Source organism: Legionella birminghamensis (assembly GCF_900452515.1).
Taxonomy (GTDB): Bacteria; Pseudomonadota; Gammaproteobacteria; order Legionellales; family Legionellaceae; genus Legionella_C; species Legionella_C birminghamensis.
This window is the reverse complement of record NZ_UGNW01000001.1, coordinates 1196584-1218969: the sequence shown is the minus strand read 5'-3', so window position 1 is coordinate 1218969 and position 22386 is coordinate 1196584. Positions and strand designations below refer to the sequence as shown.

Sequence of the window (22386 nt, the reverse complement as noted above, 5' to 3'; positions counted from 1 at the left end):
AATATTGATTTAAATTTAAAAGCTGCTATCTTATACAATACGTTTGAGGCCGAAGGAATAGACTCAGTGACGAAAACGCCCGATTTTTTCGATTTCACCCTGCTATCCAGGGATGATATCGCTCGGCTCCTGAATCAATTCAATATTCGTCTGACAGTAGACGAAGCACTAACCATCCAAAACTCTTTTTTAAAACGTCCCCCCACCTATGCAGAATGCATCTTATGGTCCATCCAGGGCTCAGAACATTGCTCTTATAAAAGCAGCCGAAAACACCTGAAACAATTTAATACTGAAGGTCCTCACGTCATTCTTGGGCCAAAGGAAGATGCAGGGATTATTGCTGTTGCCGCCGACAGGCAAGGCCAGCGCTATGGTATTGTAATGAGCCATGAATCCCATAACCACCCTTCCCAGTTAGTCCCCTATGAAGGGGCGGCAACCGGTGTCGGGGGAAATGTCCGGGATGTCTGCTGTATGGGCGCGGAAGTTATTGCTGTCGCTGACAGCCTGCGCTTTGGCAGCATTGATCGGGCAAAAACCAAGTGGATACAGGAAGGCGTAGTGCACGGAATTGCCGGCTATGGCAATCCTTTAGGAATTCCAAACCTTGCGGGTGATGTGGCCTATGATGAAGGGTATAATGAAAACTGCCTGGTCACTCTGGTTACTCTGGGAGTGGTCAAAGAAGATCAGATCATCCATTCCTATGCGCCGCTCCACGCAAAGGATTATGTCTTTATTCTGGTGGGTAAACCCACCGACAACAGCGGTTTTGGCGGAGCCGCTTTTGCTTCTTCAACCTTAAACAGCGAGCAGGAAAATGAAAATAAAGGCGCTGTACAGGAACCCAATGCCTTTCTGCAGCGGCATATCCTGAAAGCCAACTATGCCATGTTCGAGCAACTGCGTAATGATAATTTGATTGCAGAAGTTGGATTTAAAGATTTGGGTGCGGGTGGAATAGCCTGTGCCAGTGTAGAGCTGGCTGATGCCAGCGGCTTTGGTGCTGAGATTGATCTTGAAAAAGTTCCTACCGGGATGCCTGATTTACTCCCCGCGGTTATTCTATGTTCAGAAACCCAGGAACGGTTCATGTGGGTTGTACCCTCTCATCTTGCCGACCGGTTTCTCGAACATTATAATGTTCGTTTTGCTCTCCCTGATATTTGTGATGGCGCCCAGGCGACTGTTATAGGCAAATTACGGCTGGATGATCAATATATTGTTAAATACAAGGATCAAACCATTGTCCAGGCAAAAGCGAGCGACATTACCCAGGGCATTGTATACTCAAGGCCTTACGAAAAACAGCAGCGTGCTTTAGACACAACCGAAATTGCCCCGCCCGAGGATTATAACCAAACACTGCTTCAGCTATTAGCGCATGAGAATATTGCCTGCCGTGCCCCTGTTTATGAAACCTATGACAAACAGGTTCAGGGCCGCACCTGGTTTGAGCGAGGTGAGGCGGCAGCGGGTGTTCTTACACCCTTTAATGAAGACAAATACCCGCCGGAAATTCGCCCAACGGGTGTTGCCCTCGCAGTAGGGCAAAATCCAGCTTATTGTAAAATTGATGCGTACTGGGGAGCAGTAAATGCTGTCCTTGAAACTGCCCGAAAAATTGTGGCGGTTGGCGCCTGGCCTGTTGCCCTGACTGACTGCCTCTGCTTTGGCAATCCTGAAAAGCCGGAGCAAATGTCAGAACTCATTGAAGCAATCCAGGGCATCATTGATGCATCCAGGGCAATTCCAGTGATTGATTATCCTCAATATAGTCTTCCGATAATATCTGGCAATGTATCGCTCTATAATGAATCCCTTACAAGCTCCATCCCGCCAAGCCCCATCATTAGTTGCGCTGGCGCCATGCCGGATGCCCGCAAGGCCGTAACCCACTCTCTTCAGCACCCCGGCTCAGTGATTATGCTTGTCGGTGAGCGAAAAGACGAGTGCGGTGGCAGTGTTTATTATCAATTGCAACAGAAACTGGGCGAACAGCTACCCAAACCTGATTTAGAAAAAGCCGGCCTCGAATTAATTGCAGTTTATCAGGCCATACAAGAGGGTCTCGTACTCTCTGCTTCAACGATTTCAAGCGGGGGTATCGCAGCGAGTCTGGCGCAAATGAGCTTTAAAAATCAGATAGGGGTTGATGTTTCCCTGCAGGAAACCTTTGCTGCCGATAAATTACTGTTTAGCGAAGCTGGTGGTTTCCTGCTGGAAGTTTCCCCGGGACAGGTTGACGATATCCTTAACCTCTTTGCAGACTATCAGCTCAACCCGCAAATCATTGGCGAAACCACTGGCACGCCTTGGTTAAAAATTAACTCCGTAATTCATTTGGCTATCGAAGACGCTCGTTCTGCCTGGACAAATGGATTACGTAAAAGGCTATTATCATGACAAGCATCGATTATAAGACAGCAGGTGTTGATGTTGAAGCGGGAAACCAGGCTGTCCGCCGCATCAAAAGTGCTGTAGAAAGTACTTTTTCGAAGCAGGTTTTAACCGGCATCGGCAATTTTGCCTCCATGTATGATCTAAAATTTTTAACAGAAAATTACCAGCATCCAGTATTGGTACAAAGCATCGACGGTGTAGGCACCAAGATGATGGTAGCCAGAATGATGCAGAAATTCGACACCATTGGTATTGATTTGGTGAGCGCCACAGCAAACGATATCATTGTTTTAGGCGCAAAGCCGCTGACGCTATTGGATTATATCGCCAACGACAAGCTCAATCCTTTGATCATCGAAGAAATAATTAAAGGGATGGTAACCGCCTGCCGGGAAAATGGTATTTCATTAGTGGGCGGGGAAATGGCTGAAATGCCGGGAACTTACTGCCCGGGCGAACTTGATTTGGCAGGAATCATCACCGGCGTTGTCGAAAAAGACAAAGCTATTCTTGGGCACTCGATTTGCGAGGGCGATATTATAGCCTGCTTCCCGTCCAGCGGCCTTCATACCAATGGCTACACCCTGGCAAGAAAATTATTTTTCGATGTCTCCGGGTACCGGGTCGACTCCCATTTTCAGGATTTTGATCACAGCCTTGGTGAGGAATTATTAACCCCGCACATAAATTACACCCAACCGATTATGCACCTCCTGGACAACAATATTCCAATTAAAGGCATGGCTCATATTACCGGCGGCGGTCTGCTTGAAAATATTCCCCGCGTTTTACCGGCAGGCTGTGCTGCGGAAATAGATAAAAACAAAATTCCCAGGCTGCCCCTTTTCAGTTTGATTCGCCATCTCAGCCGTCTGGAGGATCAGGAACTCTATCGTACGTTTAATATGGGCGCAGGAATGGTTCTCATCTTCGCCCCTGAGACACAGGCAGCTATTGTTGAGGCATTAAAAGCATTCCCCGATTTTCCATTATACGAAATTGGGCAGATTACTAAAGGTAACAGAGAGGTCACTCTATTATGATCCGCATCGGCCTGATTCAATTCCCTGGTTCAAACTGCGAACGGGAAACTGCTCTGGCAATCAAACGGGCGAAGATGGAGCCTGTCGAGTTCCTGTGGAATGAACCGCTTCACAAACTGGAAACACTGGACGGCTATATATTGATTGGCGGCTTTTCCTATGAGGATCGCTCCAGGGCAGGAATTATTGCAGCACTTGATCCTGTTCTGAATGACTTAAAAAAACAGGCTCATAAAGGAAAACCGATATTAGGAATCTGCAACGGGGCGCAGATTCTCGTCGAATCAGGCATGATTCCTGGCTATGGAGAAATCGCACTCACCGAGAATAAACGAATTAAGGAAGGCAAAATTCTAGGAACTGGATTCTATAATGCCTGGGTCAATATGCGCCTGGATGATAAGCATCAGCATAATGCATTTACCCGTTTTCTTGATTCTAAAACCATCATTCATCTTCCCGTAGCCCATGCCGAGGGACGTTTTATCATGCCTGAATCCCTGTCCCGGTCTCTACAGGAGAAAGGCTTATGCCTCTTCCGTTATTGCGATGAAAAAGGACAGATTATTGACGATTTCCCTATTAATCCCAATGGCTCCCTGCTCAATATAGCAGCCATTTCCAATGAAGCAGGCAATGTGATGGCCATGATGCCCCATCCAGAGCGAACTGAAAACGGCGATGCCATTTTCCACTCAATGAGGGAATATATTTTGAATCGAATCCCCGCGAACGCCCATATTCCGGACCGAATCCCCGCGGCCCAGACCGCGGGGCCCACTGCGCTCCCCGAAATACGCCTCCATCCCTATCACCCCCAAGCAGGCTCAAAAGAATACCTCATCCAGCTGAATATCACAGATAATCAAGCCCTTACCGTTCAAAAAACACTCGAAAAAATGGGCTTTCCTGTGAAAGTAAAGCGTTTCAATCACTGGGAAATTTTTTCTGAATCGACAGAAACCCTCCAGTCTGTTGAATCAAGCGGTGTTTTATTTTGCGAGCGCAAGGAACAAATTTACAGGCCTTCAGCCTATACTGAAGAAGATAATATTTTTTCATGCCTGGTAAGAACCAGAGAGGATTTAATTGGGCAGCAAGCCAGACAAATGCTCAATGCCCACCATGGAATAGATGCTGCCATTGGAATTAAACATGGCGTCGTCTGGCAATTTCATAGCGACACGCTGCCTGTCAGCCTGTTCGTGAATGATATTCTATCAACAAACATTATAGGGAACCGGTATGCTCATGAATACTTCAACTATGACTTCCCGTTATCTGGAAAAAATACGCGCTGAACAGCCTTTTGTTCTGGATCAAACGAACCTGCCTGTTGGTCAAAAATACACAGGCAAAGTCAGGGATTCTTATGACCTGGGTGAATATCTCCTGCTGATAACCACCGATCGCCTTACCGCTTTTGATAGACCCCTTGCCTTAATCCCCTGCAAAGGACAGGTGCTCAACCTGACCAGCGCCTGGTGGTTCGAACAGACCAAAGACATTGTACCCAATCATCTGGTTGCCATCCCTGATCCAAATGCAGTGATTGCCAAAAAATGCCAGGTATTTCCAATTGAATTCGTGATGAGAGGCTACATCACCGGGACCACCGATACCTCCTTATGGACACAATATAACAAAGGGGTTCGAAATTATTGCGGAATATCCTTTCCTGAAGGCCTGAAAAAAAATCAGATACTCGAAGAAGCGGTATTAACTCCGACAACCAAGGAAAAAATACATGATCGCCCGATTTCTCCAGAAGAAATTATCGCTGAAGGCTGGATGAAGGAAGATCATTGGCATCAGGCAAGTGCTTTGGCAAAAAAATTATATGCACGCGGCGTGGAGATTGCCCGAAAACACGGACTAATACTTGTCGATACCAAATATGAGTTTGGTCTGGATGCTTCCGGCCAAGTTATAGTAGTCGATGAAATCCATACGCCTGACTCAAGCCGTTACTGGTTAGCCAACTCCTACGAGCAGCGAATTGCCGAAGGCTTGGAGCCCGAAAACATTGACAAAGAATTCCTGCGCCTCTGGTTTGCAAAAAATTGTGATCCCTATAAAGACAATGAATTACCAGAAGCTCCCCAGGAACTGGTTGAGCAATTATCCCTTAGATATATTCAGCTTTATGAGATGATTACTGGCCGCCCTTTTGAATTTCAAACGCATCATGAAACAGCAGAAAAACGCATTTTGCATAATATCGCTGAGTATATAAGGTAGTCAATTATGTGTGGGATTGTCGGAATATTTAGCCAGGAGCCCGTTGCCAACGAGTTATTTGACAGCCTGATTCATCTACAACACCGCGGTCAGGATGCCGCCGGGATTTTAACCTGTGATGAGCGTTTTTATACGCATCAGGGATTAGGTCTGGTTCGTGAGATTTTTAATCAGAAAAATGTCAACAGCCTCCTGGGCAATATTGGAATTGGCCATACCCGCTATCCCACAGCAGGGGGTTATACAAATACCGATATCCAACCGCTATGGATTGGCAGCCCGCGCGGTATTGCAATGGCGCACAATGGCAATTTGACCAATTACCAGGAATTGGCTGAGCAAATCCGTAACAAACAGAAACGCCACCTCAATTCCTCCCTGGATTCCGAAGTGCTCCTGCTCACTCTGGCCGATCAACTGGCCGAGTCGTATTTTGATGAAGACGATGAACGGTTTTTCGAAGTGCTTTGCCGGGCGGTTGAATTCATCTTTAATTACGTCAAAGGGGCTTATTCCATTGTCAGTGTGGTTATTGGCAAAGGCCTGGTCTGTTTTCGTGACCCGCATGGGATTCGCCCGCTTGTCTGGGGTTCCCGTGAAGGATTATCCGGTAAGACAGATTACATTTTTGCCTCTGAAACGACGCCTTTATATGCCCTGGGTTTTACAGAGGAAGGCGATGTACTGCCGGGGGAAGTGGTTTTCGTCAATCAATCGGGAAAAATGTTTCGCCGGGTCATAAACAAAAGAGGACTTGAATTCAGGCCCTGTGTTTTTGAATACGTTTATTTTGCAAGGCCGGATGCGACAATCAATCATGTGAATGTTTACCGCGCCCGCTTACGCATGGGTCAAAATCTTTGTAAGCAATGGAAAAAGGTACATCCTGACGTTATCCCTGACGTTGTAATTCCCGTACCTTTTACAGCAAATACAGCGGCTCTTTCTTTTGCACGTGAAATGGGCGTTCGCTACACAGAAGCCCTTTATAAAAACCCGTTTATTGGCCGCACCTTTATCATGCCGAATGAAAAGGCACGCAAGCGCAATATTCGCTACAAGTTAACCCCTCTGCGCACAGAAATAAAAAATAAATCCGTACTTATTGTTGATGATAGTATCGTTCGCGGTGCGACATCCCGGGAAATCGTCAAGATGGTAAGGGAGATGGGGGCGAAAAGGATTTATTTAGTCTCAACCTGCCCTCCCATCAAATCCCCCTGCTTTTATGGCATTGACATCCCAAGCTCCAAAGAATTGATAGCCGCTAATAAGTCCGAGGAAGAAACCGCTCAGGAAATCGGAGTAGATCTTTTACTTTATCAATCCCATGAAGACCTGATAGAGGCAGTGACGCGGCGAGGGGATCATCAAATCCGGAAACCCTGTATGTCTTGTATGGACGGTGAATACTTTTGTAAATCGATTACAACCGAAAAGATAAAATCGCTTGAGTTACAGCGGGCAAAGGATAAAACCAAGTAAATACGCCTTCTACCGCCGATTAAAAATAAGATTAAAATAGGAAGAAATTGCTGTGAAAATTCTGGTTATTGGTTCAGGTGCACGCGAGCACGCTATTGTTAAGGCATTGCACCGCTCTTTGCAGCGGCCCTTAATTTACTGTATTGGCTCTTCTGTAAATGCTGGCATTAGAGAGTTTACAACAGACTATCTATCAGGAGAAATCACAGATTGTGAAATGATAGCGCAGCAAGCGCATGAGTGGAGCATTGATTTATGCATTATCGGACCGGAAGCGCCCCTGGAAAAAGGGCTTGCTGATACGCTCTGGCAAATTGGTATTGCGACCATTGGGCCTAAAAAAAATCTGGCTATGATCGAAACCAGTAAAGAGTTCGCAAGAAACCTGATGCAAAAATACCATATCCCGGGTTTGCCGCTTTACCGAACCTTCCACTCAATGGATGGCGTTGAAGCCTTTATTGATTCACTCAACAATAATTATGTCATTAAGGCGAATGGCTTGATGGGGGGTAAAGGGGTGAAACTGTTTGGTGAGCACCTCCACTCCAAAGAAGAGGCGCTGCATTTCTGTAAAGAAATCCTCGCTAAAAAACAATCCATCATCATTGAAGAAAAACTCGAGGGTCAGGAGTTTTCGCTGATGTGTTGTGCAGACGGCGTGCGTTTGTTACCGATGCCGCTGGTTCAGGATCATAAAAGAGCTTATGCGGGTGATGAAGGGCCTAACACCGGCGGTATGGGCAGCTACTCTGCGGCCAATCATAGCCTGCCCTTTTTATCCACCAGTGAGGTGCAAGCGGCACTTGCCATTAATAACGCGGTATATCACGCATTGACACTGGAATGCCAGGAGAAATACATTGGATTTTTATACGGCAGCTTTATTGCCACTGCCCATGGGATTTATGTCATTGAATTCAACGCGCGTCTCGGAGATCCAGAATCATTAAATGTATTATCGATTCTGGAAACAGATTTTGTCACCCTTTGTGCAGCGATGGTAACAGGCCAGCTGCATTTGACCGATCTCCATTTTGCTAAAAAGGCAACCGTTTGCAAATATACTGTGCCTGAAGGCTATCCCGATAAGCCTTTGAAGAATTTTTCAATTGATATTGGCTCGGTCGCCAATCCAGAACACCTTTATCTGGGGGCAGTGGATCAAGTAAATGATCAAATGCTGGCTACGGGCTCCAGAACAGCCGCCTATGTCGGAATTGCCGATGATCTGCATCAGGCGGAAGCCATTGCGGAAGCGGAAATTTCCCGGATAGGCGGTTCCCTTTATCATAGAAAGGATATTGGAACTGCGGCCTTAATTGAACAACGCATTAACCATATGCAGAGGTTGAAAGCCCAATGATCAATTTAGCGGTACTTGGTTCAACAAGGGGAAGTAATCTGCTTCCGCTGCTCGCTGCCAGTCAGGATGGCAGTATGGATGCAAGGCTTAAGCTGGTAATAAGTAATAAACAGGATGCCCCCATCCTGGAAAAAGCGCTCAAACACGGCATCCCTTCCCACTTTTTAAACCCTGCCGGTTTAAGCCGTGAAAACTATGACGAAAAAATCTCCGAATTACTGCGCGCTTATTCAATCGACTTACTTGTTTTAAGCGGATACATGCGAATCTTATCGGCGAAGTTCGTTAGAGCCTGGCCGAATCGGATCATGAATGTACACCCGTCCCTGTTACCGGAATTTTCAGGCCTGATGGATTTGGATGTGCACAGGGCAGTCCTTGCTGCCGGAAAGTCTTATTCAGGCTGTACAGTCCATTATGTGACTGAAGAAGTGGATGAGGGACCCATCATTTGCCAGCTTAAATGCCCGGTGCTTCCCGATGATACGCCCGAAGACTTAAAGACAAGGCTGCAGGCCCTTGAGGCTAAAGCCTTGATTAAAGCAATTAATGCGCATAGCCAGAACCGGATTTCGCTGCCTGCAGATGAATTGCTCTGCTACACTTGATTTCTAACATTAAAAATAGGATCGATAATGCCAACACCACTAGTTGCTGTTTTAATGGGATCAAAATCAGATTGGACACTTATGGAAGAAACCAGCAAGACGCTTGACGGCCTGGGTATTCCACATGAAGTACGCGCCTTATCTGCTCATCGAACGCCAGATGCCTTGATTAGTTATCTGGCCGCCGCCGAAGAAAGCGGTGTTGAGGTGTTTATCGCTGCTGCCGGCGGTGCTGCCCATTTGCCTGGGGTAGTCGCTTCTAAAACCCTCTTACCCGTCCTTGGCGTACCAATGCCCTCTTCCACCTTTACTGACGGTCTTGACGCCCTGCTTTCAATCGTTCAAATGCCTGCAGGGATTCCAGTAGGAACTTTAGCCGTAGGTAAAGCCGGAGCAGTGAATGCGGCCATTCTGGCTGCGTCAATTCTGGGTAATAAATACCCTGAATATCGCAATGCCGTTCAGAAACACCGTGATCAGCAAGCGAAAAAGGTATTGGATAATGCGGTGATCCGCTAAGTGCATGTAGGTTGGGCCTTGGCCCAACATTAAACTCTGGAGTGGTTCCAACCATTTTGTTGGGCCAAGGCCCAACCTACTATAATTCTTCAATAACGAAGATTTTTTATTTAAAATCAGGCTTCTCTCCAGTTAGCTCAGCATACTCCTCTCTGATTTTAGCCAACTCCGTTTGCCGCTGAGTCCGGGTATTAAAAAAGCCTTTATTCTTATACCCACTAATCAATGCACCTATAACAGTGGCCGCAAGGGCTATTTTCTTCAGCCACAACTTCCATTCAGCGCTATGATTGTTGGTCTCACTGTATGCATCTTTCAATGTTTTCGAAAATGTAGCCTGCGCCGGCTTCACATTTGCATTACTAAACAAGTCCTTAGTGTAACTTTTGGTATCCTCAGATAACTTTTCTGCATAACTTACGGCAGTATCCCCGTCCCCACTGCTTCTGCGTTCTTTCTGCAAATTTTCGCCATAAGCTTTGAGTCCAGCAATGCGCTCATGCAATTTCAATATTTTTTCAGCATCCTGCAAACACTTCTTCATTTCAGGGGAGGGAGCGCCTTTCATGGCTCGTTTAACATCCACCAGCTTTATATTGTTTGTCCCAATTTGTGAACAAATTAATTTTACATTTGCTATATCATTCTCTAAAACAGCCACTTGAAACCTGCGGTGTTCCGCTTCCTCAGCGGTTGGGGGTGTCGGGGGTGAAGTTTCTTTATTTTTCTTTGCTCCCAGCTCCTTAAGAAATTTCTTTAACATTGGCTCTATGTTCCGATCGACGTCCGGAGGTATTTGCTTTAAAGCGGTCCTAACAGCGGCTTCACCCGGTACGATTGGGTTTGCTCTATTAAGGAGAAATTCAACCATTAGATAACCGTAAAATGGCGATTTGACTGCAGTGATCAAACCTTGATCGATAACCATTTGGTCAAGATTGCCATTCTTAATCAACCAGCGCACTACTTCATAGGAGCCTTTCGTAATTGCTTTATTAAACGCATTGATTTTGGTTTGCTCATCAGGAAGAACTGTTTGTCCTTCTTCATAGAAAAATTCCAGAACGTCGACACCCTTTCCCAAACTGGCGGCATTCATCACTGCTTCATTAATTAACGCCTGATCCAGCTCAAGTCCAGGATGCCCATAGAGGTCCTTGACTACATTAACATGACCGCCGAGAGCTGCGGCAATAAAAGCGTCCTTAAGCGTTTTAGAATCCGGTTTTTTTTCGGCGGGTAGTTCATCGAGAAAACGAATAACATCAAGTCCTCCCACTTTCGCTGCAGCAATAAAGGCCTGAGATATAGCCTCTGCACGAGGGGAGCGTTCAGTTTCGAGTTGACATAATACCTTCACAGTATTGATTACATTTCTACCGGCAGCCCGAACAAACACTCGCTCTACCGCCTCCTGATCCGGTTTATTATTTCCCGTCATTTGCGACAATTTATTAATCAATTGCCAATATCCATAATTAGCCGCTATGTAATAGGCTTCTTCCACATAGTCTTTTTCAGGTTGGTTATCCGATTGCATAGCACAAATAACTTCCACTATGGTCCAGTCATTGCTTAAACCTCTATCAGTGTGTGCTTTCCTCAGGGCATTGTTAATTCCCTCCTGGCTTGGCTTGTTTTCGCCAGTCATTCCACAAATGGCTTTAACAGTGTGCAGACTATCAGCGCCTACTGCCCTCAATAAAACCGCATCAACCGCTGCCTGGCTGGGTCTATTTCTTACATCCGGTTGACAGAGTTTTTGGACAGTAGGCCAATAGCCATTATTTGCAGCATATTTAAACACCTCGTCCACCAATGCTTGCCCGGGTTGGGCATCATTCGATTTCAGTTCGAATAGGATGAATTCGACGGTTGACCATGCATACTTCAAATACATTTCCTTATAAGCCTTGCGCAAAGCATTTTCAATCCCTTGCTTGCTTGGCCTATTTTCACCAGCCATTCCACAAATCAATTTAACAGTGTCCAGACGATCGACGCCTACTGCCTTTAGTAAAACCGCATCGACCGCTGCCTGGCTGGGTTTATTTCTTGCAGCCGGTTGACAGAGTTTTTGGACAGTAGGCCAATAGCCATTATTTGCAGCATACTTAAACACCTCATCCACCAAGGCTTGCCCGGGTTGGGCATCATCCGGTTTCAGTTCGAGTAGGATGAATTCGACAGATGACCATGCATTCTTCAAATACATTTCCTTGTAAGCCTTGCGCAAAGCATTTTCAATCCCTTGCTTGCTTGGCTTATTTCCACTAGCCATTCCACAAATCACTTTAACAGTGTCCAGACGATCAACGCCCACTGCCTTTAGTAAAATCGCATCGACTGCTGCCTGGCTGGGTTTATTTCTTGCAGCCGGTTGACAGAGTTTTTCGACAGTAGGCCAATAGCCATTATTTGCAGCATACTTAAACACCTCATCCACCAAGGCTTGCCCGGGTTGGGCATCATCCGGTTTCAGTTCGAAAAGGATGAACTCGACAAATGCCCATGCACTCTTCAAATTTCTTTGCGAATAAGCCTTGCGCAAAGCATCTTCAATCCCTTGCTTACTTGGTCTATTTCCGCCAGTCATTCCACAGATTTGTTTAAAAGAGTCCAGACGATCTACGCCTACTGCCCTCAGTAAAACCTCATCCACAGCCACTTGGCTGGGCTTATTCTTTGCATTCGGTTGGCACAGTTTTTCAACGACACCCCAATAGCCTTCAGCTGCAGCATGCCTGAACACCTTATCCACCATAGCTTGCCCGGGGTGGTTATCCTCTGGTCTCAGTTCAAAGAGAATAAAATGAATCACATCCCAGTTATGTTTTAAAGTCTTCTGCTGCAAAGCCATTTCCAAGGCCTCATCCATCGTTTGCTGGCCTGGTTTGTTTTTGCCAGTCACTCTGCAGATGAGCTGAAAGAATTCCAGACGATCAGCCATAACTGCATGCAATAAAATTTTATGTACTGCTTCCTGATCGGGCTGATTGTCCCCTTGAATTTGGCATATGTCTTGAATTATGCCCCAAAAACCCTGATGGGCAGCCTGATCCATAACAGCAGCCAGGGTATTAGAATCGGGGGCATCCTTTTTCGAATTGATGAACGTCCTCGCTAGGGGAAGATTGCCTTGCTTCAAGGCTGCAAGTATTGCTTCAAGAATTTCTTTCTGGGTCATCTGAACTACTTTCTAATTTACTTGCAGTAATTGTACAAAATAATTACATGTTAGGCAATAAAAAGCAGCTCAGATCAATAGATACAGATGGCATTAGCCTGTGGTGGTTTCATCATCAGAATAAGGCAGAATTGTTACCCCGGTTCCGATCGTCATGAACTGCTCATTTAACCATTTGGCAGCACTGGGAAATACACGGACACAACCATGGCTTGAATTGGCATAAGGCACTTCATAGCCTGCATGGATAGTAAATCCGCGATAGAAATACATGCAATAAGGCATCTTGGCGCCCCCTGTCGTTTCTACAGGATACTCGCCCGAAAGGCAGTTAATGCCCCGTTTATTATAGACACGGAAAGTACCTGTGACCGTTCGGCATGGCTGGCCTACATCTTCACAGAAGTCTTTACCGCCAGAGGCAGCACCGGTCATGACCCGATTACCTTCCTCATCGTATGCAGCCCAGGCATAGGCTTTTGGATCAAAGATAAACTGCTTTCTTCCTGTGGCAGCAGCCTTTACCGGAAAATGATCCCGCCCTCGTTTGTCCTTGGTATAGTGAATGGTATGGTGTACCTTCCCTACGTCATCGGTAATGTAGGTTGATTCATCGAACTCAACACAACCGGTTAAACTCACGGAGCACGATAACCCCAGCCAAAACAACTTATTCATATTTAGAAATCTCCACAAGAGAAAATCATAGCCTCTACGTTCCGCGGCTTGTCCGCGGAATCCAACAGCCTGGTTCCTGCGGACAAGCCGCAGGACGTAGCACTAGAAGCTGCATAACGCGGCACGAGATGTCCCTACGTTCCGCGGCCTGTCCGCGGAACCCATAGTTAAGATAAATCCAATCAACCCATCCTCATCAATGTTTCAAGCGGCGATATTTAATCCGTGAAGGACGATTTGCCTCATCGCCAAGCCGTTTCTTCCTGTCGGCTTCGTAATCGCTATAATTACCTTCAACAAATGTAACCTGAGAGTCTCCCTCAAAGGCCATTAAATGCGTGCAAATACGATCCAGGAACCAGCGATCGTGGGAAATAACGATTGCACATCCAGGGAAGTTTAAAATAGCCTCCTCCAATGAACGCAAGGTTTCGACGTCCAGATCGTTACTGGGTTCGTCAAGAAGCAGCACATTTCCCCCGCTTTTCAGCAACTTGGCTAAATGGACCCGGTTTCGCTCTCCCCCGGAAAGCTGGGACAACTTCTTCTGCTGATCAGTACCCTTGAAATTAAATCGCCCCACATAAGCTCGCGATGGCATTTGAAAAGAACCCACCTGCATAATGTCCAAGCCATCTGAAATTTCTTGCCAGACGGTTTTGCTGTCATCCAGATGATCACGGAACTGATTCACATGGGCAAGATTCACTGTTTCTCCAATGCGGATTTCGCCGGAGTCAGGTTGTTCCTCTCCAGTGATCATTTTCAAGAAGGTTGATTTACCTGCGCCATTTGGACCAATAATACCCAATATACCACCTTTGGGTAACTGAAAACTCAAACCATCAATCAGCAGGCGATCGCCATAGGCTTTTGAAATATTTTTGGCTTCGATAACCAAATCACCCAGACGTTCACCAGGTGGAATATACAACTCATTGGTTTCATTGCGTTTCTGGAACTCTTTTGAACGCATTTCTTCATAACGGGCAAGCCTTGCCTTGCTTTTGGCATGCCTTCCTTTGGGAGAGGTTCTAACCCACTCCAGCTCTGCTTTCAAAGCACGCTCATGACCGGCCTGCTGTTTTTCTTCCATTGCCAGCCGGGCTTCTTTCTGCTCAAGCCATGAACTGTAATTTCCTTTGTAAGGAATACCTTCGCCCCTATCCAGCTCAAGGATCCATTCTGCCGCATTATCAAGGAAATAACGATCATGGGTAACTGCCACAACCGTGCCCTGGAACTCTTCCAGGTATCGCTCTAGCCAGGCAACGCTTTCCGCATCCAGATGGTTAGTCGGCTCATCCAGTAACAGCATATCTGGACTGGACAGCAATAATCTGCAAAGCGCTACACGGCGGCGCTCTCCACCGGAAAGTTGCTCTACTTTGGTATCCCAATCCGGCAAACGTAAGGCATCAGCAGCAATATCGAGCTTCCGATCCAAATCCCAGCCGCCGCAGGCTTCAATTTCATTTTGCAGCTCACCCTGCTTTTCAAGAAGACTGTTCATCTCCTCATCACTCATTGGCTCTGCAAAGCGCATGCTGATTTCATCAAACTGGGTCAGCTTTTCCTTGATAGAGGCAACACCTTCCTCCACCACCGCTTTTACCGTTTTTTCAGGATCCAGTTCAGGCTCCTGAGCCAGATAGCCAATGCGGATCCCTGGTTGAGGTCTTGCTTCCCCTTCAAAGTTCTGATCCACGCCAGCCATGATTTTTAGAAGAGTGGACTTTCCCGAACCATTCAAACCTAATACGCCAATTTTGGCTCCCGGGTAAAAACTGAGCGAGATATCTTTGAGGATTGTCTTCTGATTATCTACCAGCTTACTTACGCGATTCATCGTAAAAATATATTGCGCCATTATACTCTCATTCTTTTCAATTCAACTTATGCACTCATAACCAATCCAGAATAACTTTTCCAGATTGACCAGAAGCCATAATCTGAAAAGCATCCTGGTAGGCATCTACAGGGAAGTGGTGGGTAATTACCGGGGAAATATTCAAGCCGCTTTGCAGCATCGCTATCATTTTGTACCAGGTTTCAAACATTTCTCGTCCATAAATTCCCTTAATCACCAATCCTTTGAAAATGACCTGGTTCCAGTCAATGGCGGTTTCCTGGGGGGGAATGCCCAGCATGGCCACATGGCCGCCATGGTTCATTACTTTCATCATGTCATTTAAGGCCATGGGATTGCCGGACATTTCCAGACCCACGTCAAAGCCTTCCTGCATGCCCAGCTCTTCCATGACCTCTTTAATTGAACGGTATTTCACATTGACAGCTGCCGTTGCACCCATCTTCCGTGCTAATTCCAGGCGGTGATCATTGACATCCGTAATGACTACATGACGGGCACCAATATGACGCACGATGGCAACAGCCATGATACCAATCGGACCGGCACCGGTAATGAGTACGTCCTCTCCGACGACATCAAAAGCAAGCGCGCAATGCGTCGCATTGCCAAAAGGATCCAGAATAGAGGCCTGATCACCGCTTATATCATCCGGGAGAACCAGCACATTGCTGGCAGGCATTGCCAGATATTCAGCAAAACAGCCCGGGCGATTGACGCCAACACCGAGAGTATTGCGGCAGAGATGGCGCTTGCCAGCACGGCAATTACGGCACATTCCACAAGTAATGTGCCCCTCGCCTGATACTCTTTGGCCTGGTTTTAAGCCCTGAACCTCGCGGCCAACTTCAACGATTTCGCCATAAAACTCATGACCTACTGTCATTGGTACAGGGATAGTTGCCTGCGCCCATTCATCCCAGGAATAAATATGGATATCCGTTCCGCAAATTGCAGTTTTATGAATTTGTATTAACACATCATTCACACCGTATTCTGGTACAGGTACATCCTGCATCCATATGCCAGGCTCAGGTTTGGCTTTAACCAGTGATTTCATAGTTCTCCCATCAACTCATCTGTATATTTATTGGTTGGATTAATACTTACTTAATAACCCCAAGTTGTCTGCCAATTTTGGCAAAGGCTTCAATAGCGCGATCTAAATGATGGATTTCGTGACCGGCTGACATCTGAGTTCTGATTCGGGCCTTCCCTTTTGGTACGACTGGATAAGAGAAACCAATCACATAAATGCCCTCAGCCAGTAATAAATCGGCCATTTTACCGGCCAGCGCAGCATCACCAAGCATTACCGGAATAATAGGATGCTCACCAGGCACCAGGTCAAAGCCCAATTGAGTCATTGCTTTACGGAAATACTGTCCATTTCGTTTTACTTTATTTGCCAGTTCATTACTTTGCTCCAGGCGGTTAAGAACGGCAATGGAACATTGGGCAATAACCGGAGCCAGTGTATTGGAAAACAGATACGGTCTTGAACGCTGCCTTAACCAGTCAATAATAAGGGCATTGGAAGAAGTATACCCTCCCGAGGCGCCGCCAAGTGCTTTACCAAGTGTACCGGTAATGATATCGATGCGATCAGCTACACCGCAATATTCCGGTGTACCGCGCCCGGTTTCACCCATAAAACCGACTGCATGGGAGTCATCCACCATTACCATGGCATCGTATTTGTCAGCGAGCTCACAGATGGCAGGAAGATTGGCAATGATGCCGTCCATAGAAAAAACGCCATCCGTTGCAATTAATCTGAAACGAGCGTTCCGGGCAGCAATTAATTGTTGCTCAAGATCTTTCATATCATTGTTTGCATACCGATAACGAGCAGCCTTGCATAAACGCACGCCATCAATAATACTGGCATGGTTCAGCGAATCGCTGATGATCGCATCCTCTTCACCCAGCAAGGTCTCAAACAGACCGGTATTCGCATCGAAGCAAGATGAATAAAGAATGGTATCCTCAGTTCCTAAAAACTCACTGATCTTTGCCTCAAGTAGTTTGTGAGGTGTTTGCGTTCCGCAGATAAAACGAACTGAAGCCATTCCATATCCATAGGTTTGCAAGGCATTCTGGCCTTCAGCAATCAGCTCGGGACTATTGGCCAGCCCGAGATAGTTATTGGCACAGAGGTTAACGACCTCTTTTCCATTGACCTCGATATCGGCTTGCTGCTGGCTGCTAATGATTCGTTCGGACTTATATAAACCTTCTTTTTTAAGGTTATTTATTTCGGAATGCAAATGATCCAAAAACCGTTCAAGCACGCTGTTCTCCCCAAGTATAAAAAACTGAGGCAATCATAACAAATTCTAGCATTGTGCACTAGAAGCGGCGGGTTCAATGACGTAATTGCTGCATTATTCAAAAAAGAGTGAATTATTATGCCGATAGTAATCGCACCTGATGGTAAATCTTGCTAAAATGCCACTAACGTTTTAACCTAGGTTCAACAAAACCCTATATCACTTCAGGTAGATGGTAAGATTTCAATGATTAGTCAAAACGCTCGAATAAACATGGTCAAGCAGCAACTAAGAACCGGTGATGTTTTAAATGAAAGAATCCTGGCTCTGTATGACAAGTTCCCTCGCCACGAATTTGTGCCTCGAAATATGCAGGAGTTTGCTTACTCCGATATGCAAATCCCTTTAGCACATGGCCAACGTATGCTTACCCCCCTGGAAGAAGGTTCCATTCTCCAAGCCTTAAAGCTGCACGGAAATGAAACAGTGCTGGAAGTGGGTACAGGCACAGGCTTTTTTACTGCATTGCTCAGCAAACTTTGCAAGAAAGTAATCTCTATTGACTATTATTCCGATTTTACAAATATGGCTCAGAAAAATCTGCAGAGCCATCAGGTGGATAATGTTGAATTAATTACTGGCGACGCAAGCCGCGGATGGCTGGATAAAGCCCCCTACGAAGTCATTATCTTTACTGGTGCGATTGAAAAAGTGACTGAAACGCTTCGGTTGCAGCTCCTTCCCGGCGGGAAAATGATTACGATCGTAGGCCGGGATCCGGTAATGCAATGCCAGTTACATACTCTCGATCATAATAACCAGTGGCAGGAAACTTTCCTGTTTGATACCAATATCCCTTCATTGGTGGATAGACTAAAACCCAAAGAATTTGTTTTCTAGGACTTGCTCAATGAAAAAAACGCTTTTAAGCTGTCTTTTGAGTGTGGGTTTATGCACGATTTCCTATTCCGCTGATTTGATGGATATTTATCATCAGGCACTGGAAAATGATCCTGTTTTCAAGCAGGCATACAGCACTTACATGTCCAGTAACGAAGCGCTTCCCCAGGCGCGCGCTGCACTTTATCCTCAGTTGACGACCACAGCACAGGTCGCCAGGAACCGTGAGGATGTCAGAAGCCAGGGCACAAACATCGAGCAAACATATAATAGCAACCAATGGCAGGTGACTGCTTCCCAGGCCGTATTTAATTATCAGGCCTGGGCAAAAGTCCAGCAGGCAAAAGCCTCTGTTAAAGCGGCGCAGGCTACTTTTAATAATTCGGCGCAGGATTTGATTTTACGAACGGCTAAAGCCTATTTTGATGTATTGCTGGCCAGGGATACGCTTAATTTTGCTGAAGCCAAGAAACGGGCGAACAAGAGGCAGCTTGATCAGGCCGAGCAACGATTCAAGGTGGGTCTGGATGCGATTACGTCCGTATATGAAGCGAAAGCCGCTTATGATCAATCCGTTGCGGAAGTGATTAGCGCACGTAATAATCAGATCAACCAGAATGAAAATTTACGCAAGTTGACAAATCATGTGTATGAATATCTTGCTCCCCTGCGTGACAGCCGTATCCCGCTGATCAAACCCGAACCTGATAATGTCGATGAATGGATTAATCTGGGCTTGGATCAGAACTACAATTTATTTGCCGCCAAATACAATCTCGCTTCGGCGCGTGAAAATATTAAAGCCCAGGCAGCTGGCAGCTGGCCAACACTGACTTTGCAGGGAAACAGCGGGCAAACGCATAATGATGCTGGAAATGGTTCTTTTTTCATTCCCTCCCGGCAAAGTAATTCCAATGTTGCCCTGGCCTTGAATTTTCCTGCTTTCCAGGGAGGACTGGTTCAGTCACAAACCCGTCAGGCTCAGTTTGATTTTCAAACAGCGAGTGAGGAACTGGAAAGGACCTATCGTGATGTTGAGGTAAACAGCCGTATTGCCTTTAATACGATTATTGACGGAATCAGCAAGGTTAAAGCGGATAGGCAAACTGTTATTTCAACCCAGAATTCTCTGGAAAGCACTGAGGCACAGTTTCAGGTAGGTACCCGTACCATGGTGGACGTGGTGAATGCGCAGCAACGTTTATTCGAAGCGCAGCGTCAGCTTGCCAGTGATCAGTATGATCTGATTAATGCCCTGTTGAATTTAAAATATCTGGCAGGAACATTGAACGCCAACGATATCGAAGAAGTGAATTCATGGCTGGCTACGACACGGATCAATGCATTTCCACCTAATCCAACACCGATACGGCGAAAATCCTAATAATGTAAGCTTATCCGGCGATAAAGTCTGATGGAGCAACGCTCTTCTACAATAATTTTGAATTACAGGTTGTATATTATGTCATCGACACCCACATTTGTTGAAAAAAAACTCTTGCATTATACCGGTAAAGCAATTGCCGATTTTAATATGATCCAGCGTGGCGATCGGGTTATGGTTTGTTTATCGGGCGGGAAGGATTCATTTACCTTATTAACCCTGTTGCATAGTTTAAAACGCCGTTCCAACAATAAATTCGATCTTTTCGCCTTCACTCTCGATCAGGCACAGCCCGGTTGGGATGACAAAGCACTGCATGCCTGGTTAAAAGCAAAGGAAATCCCTTATGAAATTTTAACCCGTGACACTTACAGTATCGTCAAAGAAAAAATCCCAGAAGGTAAAACCTACTGTTCCCTTTGCTCACGCTTGAGACGTGGCATTATTTACCGCTATGCTGAAGAAAACGGCTTCACTAAAATTGCTTTGGGCCACCACCGGGATGATTTGGTCCGCACATTGATGATGTCTATCTTATACAACGGTGATATTCGTTCAATGCCCCCTAAACTTTTGAGCGATAACAAAAAACATATCGTTATCAGGCCTTTATGCTATGTCCAGGAAAAAGATATTATCAATTTCGCCAACGAGCAGGCCTTTCCGATCATTCCCTGTACCCTTTGCGGCTCTCAGGAAAACCTGGCAAGAAAGAAAATTGGCAGATTAATTGATCAGCTTGCAGAAGAAAACCCCAAAATACCAAGCAATATTCTCCACGCCTTGCAGAGCGTCAAACCCAGCCAACTCATGGATCAGGATTTGTGGCAATTTAAAAACCTGGAATCAGGACTGCTGACAACCCATCCAGTGGGAGAGACAATTATTGATGAAGAGGCAATGACTGAGTTGGGGGTGTTGGAAGTTCCATAACGCTACGTATCGCGACTTGTTCGCGATATCCAAACTGCTGCTCAAGCAAAGTGTTTAGTCATTGCTGGATACTGCGAACGAGCCGCAGTAAGTAGTATAATTCCTAATCTTGATTAACTCTTTGGATGCATAGCATCTGCATTGTCTGCAGCAGGCGCTGCTGGCTCAGGTTCTAGATATCGACCTGCAGAACTCCAGATAGACTTGAAAAAATTCAAGACGTTATTGGGCACAGACCAGATTTTAAGATCCCAGGCATATCGGTTGAGAAGCGCCTGATCTTTCTCCAAAAGTGCTAATGTGGGCTCCGCATATAGCTTCGCCATAAAAGCTGTCACATCGACAATTCTTTTTGTTCCTGTCTGCGATTCTTCATCCTGATAAAGTTCAAGCCGAATCGATGCCGGATCAACAATACATTGTTTTTCATAGGCCTGAAGCTGTTCAACACAGGTCAGAATAATTTGCTGACAAAATGTACTGCTTTGCTCTTCACGCAATAGCCACAACATCAGGCGATAATGAGCCATTTTGACTGGTATATCGGTTATTTGCAGATTCCAGAATCCTTCAATAATTTCAGACTTCATTGTCTGTGGACAATCGGTGTCTCCAAGCTCTGATAATAAAGTAGCTGTCTTTAGAATATCTCTAGTCTCGGTTGCTCGCTCAATTTGAGGCCAAAAGGAGGAAAGAGCCTGATTCCGATGAAGATGACTTGCAATAGTACTTAACGACTGGACAGCTTCATAATCCTGCGTAATTAAAAATTGATGTACATTATCAATACTGAGCCGGATATCGTTAATTTTAATTTCAAGTAAACTGAAATTGTCTGCCATCGCAGCGGCCTGTTTTACGAGCGATTCGTTATCCAGATCGCAGTTGTACAGGGCCAGACGTTGGATACTTTCATTCGCTGCAAATAATTCAGCGAGTTTTTCTCCCGAATGATTTGCAAACCCAGTATCTCTGATTTCCAGATCAGTAACCGTTTTCGATGATTCAAAGAAATCGGATAATACATTTACAGCCTGCTCGCTGAGTGGGGCAAGCGCTATTTTTTTAAGTGTCGGGCAGCCTTTAATAAACTCAGTAATTTTTAATGCTTCAATTAGCTCGATTGGTTTGCCCCCTTGAAAACCCAACTCAACCAATTGCAGAGATCGTTGCGCCAGATACTTCAAACTTTTATGGATTACTATGTCTCCAACGAAGTAAAGGCCAATCCCCTCTTTCCCCCTCAAAGCGTCAACCACTTTTTCGAATGATAGGCCAGTAAACTGGCAATTTTTAAAGGTCAGTCTTTGCATTAATTTATATTTGGCCAAAAATTCAGCCATAATAAGGCCATGTTCTGTTGTAAAGCAGAAACTGGTAAATGTAAGCTCAGGCTGATCGCCGTACTTGATTAACATTCCCTCAAATTGTGTTAGCGATATCAGCTTAAACTTTAACATGCGCAAAAACCAAAAATAAGCAAGAGCCTAAAC

Annotated in this window: 17 protein-coding genes; 11 read left to right on the top strand and 6 right to left on the bottom strand. The window is 45.7% G+C overall.

The window, feature by feature from the left end:
• Positions 1 to 66 precede the first annotated feature (66 nt).
• Genes purL through purE form a run of 8 tightly spaced genes read left to right on the top strand, consistent with a single transcriptional unit; the run spans position 67 to position 9668 of the window.
• Positions 67 to 2409: a phosphoribosylformylglycinamidine synthase subunit PurL gene (gene purL / locus DYH42_RS05155; protein ID WP_058524618.1), complete on the top strand. Its 2343-nt coding sequence runs from the start codon at positions 67 to 69 to the stop codon at positions 2407 to 2409.
• On the top strand, positions 2406 to 3449 hold the full coding sequence (gene purM / locus DYH42_RS05150) for a phosphoribosylformylglycinamidine cyclo-ligase (RefSeq protein WP_058524619.1): 1044 nt from the start codon (positions 2406 to 2408) through the stop codon (positions 3447 to 3449). The genes purL and purM overlap by 4 nt, the downstream gene beginning before the upstream one ends.
• The gene (gene purQ, locus DYH42_RS05145) at positions 3446 to 4750 is read left to right on the top strand and encodes a phosphoribosylformylglycinamidine synthase I (RefSeq protein ID WP_058524620.1); all 1305 of its coding nucleotides are present in this window, start codon (positions 3446 to 3448) and stop codon (positions 4748 to 4750) included. Before purM ends, purQ begins: the two co-directional genes overlap by 4 nt.
• Positions 4701 to 5690, top strand: a complete 990-nt coding sequence (locus DYH42_RS05140; protein ID WP_172464984.1) for a phosphoribosylaminoimidazolesuccinocarboxamide synthase — start codon at positions 4701 to 4703, stop codon at positions 5688 to 5690. The genes purQ and DYH42_RS05140 overlap by 50 nt, the downstream gene beginning before the upstream one ends.
• Before the next feature lie 6 nt (positions 5691 to 5696).
• Positions 5697 to 7175 (top strand): amidophosphoribosyltransferase, encoded by a 1479-nt coding sequence (gene purF, locus DYH42_RS05135; RefSeq protein ID WP_058524622.1) that lies wholly within the window; start codon positions 5697 to 5699, stop codon positions 7173 to 7175.
• 52 nt (positions 7176 to 7227) lie between these two features.
• Positions 7228 to 8541, top strand: a complete 1314-nt coding sequence (purD, locus tag DYH42_RS05130) for a phosphoribosylamine--glycine ligase (protein ID WP_058524623.1) — start codon at positions 7228 to 7230, stop codon at positions 8539 to 8541.
• Positions 8538 to 9149, top strand: a complete 612-nt coding sequence (gene purN, locus DYH42_RS05125; RefSeq protein ID WP_058524624.1) for a phosphoribosylglycinamide formyltransferase — start codon at positions 8538 to 8540, stop codon at positions 9147 to 9149. Before purD ends, purN begins: the two co-directional genes overlap by 4 nt.
• 27 nt (positions 9150 to 9176) lie before the next feature.
• A complete protein-coding gene (gene purE / locus DYH42_RS05120; RefSeq protein WP_058524625.1) occupies positions 9177 to 9668 on the top strand; it encodes a 5-(carboxyamino)imidazole ribonucleotide mutase in 492 nt (163 codons plus the stop codon).
• A gap of 106 nt (positions 9669 to 9774) precedes the next feature.
• Here purE and DYH42_RS05115 read toward each other — a convergent pair whose 3' ends face one another.
• From DYH42_RS05115 to DYH42_RS05095, 5 genes are all read right to left on the bottom strand, one after another.
• Positions 9775 to 12855: an ankyrin repeat domain-containing protein gene (locus DYH42_RS05115; protein ID WP_058524626.1), complete on the bottom strand. Its 3081-nt coding sequence runs from the start codon at positions 12853 to 12855 to the stop codon at positions 9775 to 9777.
• Positions 12856 to 12948: 93 nt separating this feature from the next.
• Complete coding sequence (locus DYH42_RS05110; RefSeq protein WP_058524627.1) at positions 12949 to 13533, bottom strand: L,D-transpeptidase; 585 nt, start codon at positions 13531 to 13533, stop codon at positions 12949 to 12951.
• 196 nt (positions 13534 to 13729) lie between these two features.
• Positions 13730 to 15403, bottom strand: coding sequence for an energy-dependent translational throttle protein EttA (gene ettA, locus DYH42_RS05105; protein ID WP_058524628.1), 1674 nt, complete (start codon positions 15401 to 15403; stop codon positions 13730 to 13732).
• Between the two features lie 34 nt (positions 15404 to 15437).
• On the bottom strand, positions 15438 to 16463 hold the full coding sequence (tdh, locus tag DYH42_RS05100; RefSeq protein ID WP_058524629.1) for an L-threonine 3-dehydrogenase: 1026 nt from the start codon (positions 16461 to 16463) through the stop codon (positions 15438 to 15440).
• 46 nt (positions 16464 to 16509) lie between these two features.
• Positions 16510 to 17697: a glycine C-acetyltransferase gene (locus DYH42_RS05095; RefSeq protein ID WP_058524630.1), complete on the bottom strand. Its 1188-nt coding sequence runs from the start codon at positions 17695 to 17697 to the stop codon at positions 16510 to 16512.
• A 225-nt stretch (positions 17698 to 17922) separates the two neighbouring features.
• Between DYH42_RS05095 and DYH42_RS05090 the strand changes: the two genes are divergently transcribed.
• The 3 genes from DYH42_RS05090 to ttcA all read left to right on the top strand — a co-directional run bounded on the left by DYH42_RS05090 (position 17923) and on the right by ttcA (position 20893).
• On the top strand, positions 17923 to 18576 hold the full coding sequence (locus DYH42_RS05090) for a protein-L-isoaspartate O-methyltransferase family protein (protein WP_058524631.1): 654 nt from the start codon (positions 17923 to 17925) through the stop codon (positions 18574 to 18576).
• 10 nt (positions 18577 to 18586) lie between these two features.
• Positions 18587 to 19960 (top strand): TolC family outer membrane protein, encoded by a 1374-nt coding sequence (locus DYH42_RS05085; protein ID WP_058524632.1) that lies wholly within the window; start codon positions 18587 to 18589, stop codon positions 19958 to 19960.
• A 78-nt stretch (positions 19961 to 20038) separates the two neighbouring features.
• On the top strand, positions 20039 to 20893 hold the full coding sequence (ttcA, locus tag DYH42_RS05080) for a tRNA 2-thiocytidine(32) synthetase TtcA (RefSeq protein ID WP_058524633.1): 855 nt from the start codon (positions 20039 to 20041) through the stop codon (positions 20891 to 20893).
• Between the two features lie 113 nt (positions 20894 to 21006).
• Here the strand turns inward: ttcA and DYH42_RS05075 are convergent, their stop codons facing one another.
• Entirely contained in the window at positions 21007 to 22353 is a 1347-nt protein-coding gene (locus DYH42_RS05075; RefSeq protein ID WP_058524634.1) for a leucine-rich repeat domain-containing protein, read from the bottom strand.
• Positions 22354 to 22386: the final 33 nt, after the last annotated feature.